This window comes from Mesorhizobium erdmanii, assembly GCF_013170725.1.
Taxonomy (GTDB): domain Bacteria; phylum Pseudomonadota; class Alphaproteobacteria; order Rhizobiales; family Rhizobiaceae; genus Mesorhizobium; species Mesorhizobium erdmanii.
Window position 1 is genome coordinate 1,707,501 of sequence record NZ_CP033361.1, and the last position, 2,500, is coordinate 1,710,000.

2 protein-coding genes, 1 tRNA gene and 2 rRNA genes (2 of these 5 only partly in view) are annotated in these 2,500 nt (G+C 57.2%); all 5 read left to right on the forward strand.

Features of this window, described 5'->3' with window-relative positions; all coding sequences use genetic code 11:
* Nucleotides 1-779: ribosomal RNA gene (locus EB233_RS08240) — 23S ribosomal RNA — on the forward strand; it begins 2,021 nt to the left of the window's first position.
* Nucleotides 780-1,048: 269 nt separating this feature from the next.
* Nucleotides 1,049-1,163: ribosomal RNA gene (gene rrf, locus EB233_RS08245) — 5S ribosomal RNA — on the forward strand.
* Between the two features lie 297 nt (nt 1,164-1,460).
* A tRNA-Met gene (locus EB233_RS08250) sits at nt 1,461-1,537 on the forward strand.
* A gap of 612 nt (nt 1,538-2,149) precedes the next feature.
* Nucleotides 2,150-2,428 carry a type II toxin-antitoxin system ParD family antitoxin gene (locus EB233_RS08255; RefSeq protein WP_064992379.1) on the forward strand — a complete coding sequence of 93 codons (279 nt, stop codon included), beginning with the start codon at nt 2,150-2,152 and terminating at the stop codon, nt 2,426-2,428.
* 3 nt (nt 2,429-2,431) lie between these two features.
* Nucleotides 2,432-2,500, forward strand: the 5' end (the start) of a protein-coding gene (locus tag EB233_RS08260) for a type II toxin-antitoxin system RelE/ParE family toxin (RefSeq protein WP_064992378.1). It continues 243 nt past the right edge of the window; only the first 69 of its 312 coding nucleotides appear in the window; the start codon lies at nt 2,432-2,434; the stop codon falls past the right edge of the window.

Consider the following 2,500-nt stretch of genomic DNA (forward strand, 5'->3'; position numbering starts at 1 on the left):
ATGTGTAGGATAGGTGGTAGGCTTTGAAACCTGGGCGCCAGCTCAGGTGGAGCCACCCTTGAAATACCACCCTTATTACTATGGATGTCTAACCGCGGCCCGTTATCCGGGTCCGGGACAATGTATGGTGGGTAGTTTGACTGGGGCGGTCGCCTCCTAAAGAGTAACGGAGGCGCGCGATGGTGGGCTCAGAACGGTCGGAAATCGTTCGCTGAGTGCAATGGCATAAGCCTGCCTGACTGCGAGACTGACAAGTCGAGCAGAGACGAAAGTCGGTCATAGTGATCCGGTGGTCCCGCGTGGAAGGGCCATCGCTCAACGGATAAAAGGTACGCCGGGGATAACAGGCTGATGACCCCCAAGAGTCCATATCGACGGGGTTGTTTGGCACCTCGATGTCGACTCATCGCATCCTGGGGCTGGAGCAGGTCCCAAGGGTATGGCTGTTCGCCATTTAAAGCGGTACGTGAGTTGGGTTCAGAACGTCGTGAGACAGTTCGGTCCCTATCTGCCGTGGGTGTAGGAATATTGAAAGGATCTGTCCCTAGTACGAGAGGACCGGGATGGACGGATCTCTGGTGGACCTGTTGTGGCGCCAGCCGCATAGCAGGGTAGCTATATCCGGACGGGATAACCGCTGAAGGCATCTAAGCGGGAAACCCACCTTAAAACGAGTATTCCCTGAGAACCGTGGAAGACGACCACGTTGATAGGCCGGGTGTGGAAGAGCGGCAACGCTTGAAGCTTACCGGTACTAATAGTTCGATCGGCTTGATCGTTCTCATTCCTTATGCCCATCGTGAAACACGATGGTTCAATCAGCGCTCACGCGTCGTATCGGCCTTCGGCCGGACGCTCCGCGAGGGCGCCGGAAAACCGGCGACGCGCAGTCGCGCTTGCGGGCTCTCGCCCGAAAGCCAACTGTAGATGTCGCCTTGGCACGGAAAGACGGGCAAACAGCACAGCCGATAGTGAGCAGCATCTCTGCTCACTATTGCCTACTGCCTAATCCCTAACCCAGCTTCTCGAACAACGTGCGTTTTGCCGACCTGGTGGTTATGGCGGAGCGGCTGCACCCGATCCCATTCCGAACTCGGCCGTGAAACGCTCCAGCGCTGATGGTACTTCGTCTCAAGACGCGGGAGAGTAGGTCGCTGCCAGGTCTGCCAAACGCACGTTTTATGGGTCACATCGTACTTTCCAAAAATCAAAGCCGATTTTTGGGTCGATGTGATGAAATCTTCTCTGCACGACAAGGCCCGCCAAGGGATCTCGGGCCGCGCAAGCGGCCCTTTCATTTGGTGAGCAATATACCTATCTGTAGGCCATCCTGTCCAAGGTCTCGGCTTACGTCCAAAGCAAGCAAACGCTTGCTCAGATCAGCAAGCAAACGCTTGCTTAGATCAGCAAGCAAACGCTTGCTTAGGGGTATCGCAGTCGCCTTCGGCGACCGCGGGTAACGCGGGGTGGAGCAGCCCGGTAGCTCGTCAGGCTCATAACCTGAAGGTCACAGGTTCAAATCCTGTCCCCGCAACCAAATACAAAAGAGCCCGCCTCGTGCGGGCTCTTTTGTATTTTGCTGTCGTGGCCCGGCGATTTTAACCTGCATCAGGGGCCCGCAAGCAGGCAAAGCCGACGCAGCGGGACAAAATCAAATCCTGTCCCCGCAACCAAATCAAAAACAGCCCGCCTGGATCATACCAGGCGGGCCGTTTTGCGTTTTGTGGGCCAACCGAAGGCTATCAATGCTGGCGCCCCAGATCATCAAGTCCGCACCAGCTCAAGCCAAACCAAAAATCGACCCTCTCGGAACAAAAGCCAACGGCGAAGCCGAGTCGGGGCAGCCGTAACCAAAATGCGAAATGAACTGGCCGGTCGGCCTCCTTCTCAGCCGGCTTCGGTGCTCACCGCCCCGCCGGGATGAGAACAGATCGCCGCAGCCATCAATTGCCTGATTCGATCTTCGATTGCGCCGGAGCTATCGGGGCCGTGGCGATATCTCGTTATACCGAAGCAGGTGCTTGAGGCCTGTCCGCGGGGCAATTCGAATCACGGGCAGAGCGCCGCCGAATCGGTCGATGCTGGCAATGGATGACATCTATTGCTATATTCTCCTCGGTGCCTCCCTCATTCCTTCCAGAGATCGCCCATGCCCAACTACGCCCTGAACGACCACTATGAGAGCTTCATCAGGAAGCAGCTCGAATCAGGTCGCTACAACAATGCCAGCGAGGTTGTCCGCGCCGGCCTGCGCATGCTCGAGGATTTCGAGGCGGAGCGGGAAAAGTGGTTGCGCCAGGAAATTCCGGCGCGCCTGGCCGAGCTTCAACGGGATCCGGCGAAGGGTGTTCCCGCTGAAACGGTCTTTTCCAGGCTGGAGGCGCGTCATCGTTCGAAGCAGGGTGCGAAGCAGGCGAAAGCCAAGTAGGGGATGGAGTGCCGGATTGTCTTCCACCCCAGAGCGGAAACCGAGCTCGAACAGCTTTATGACGACATAGCC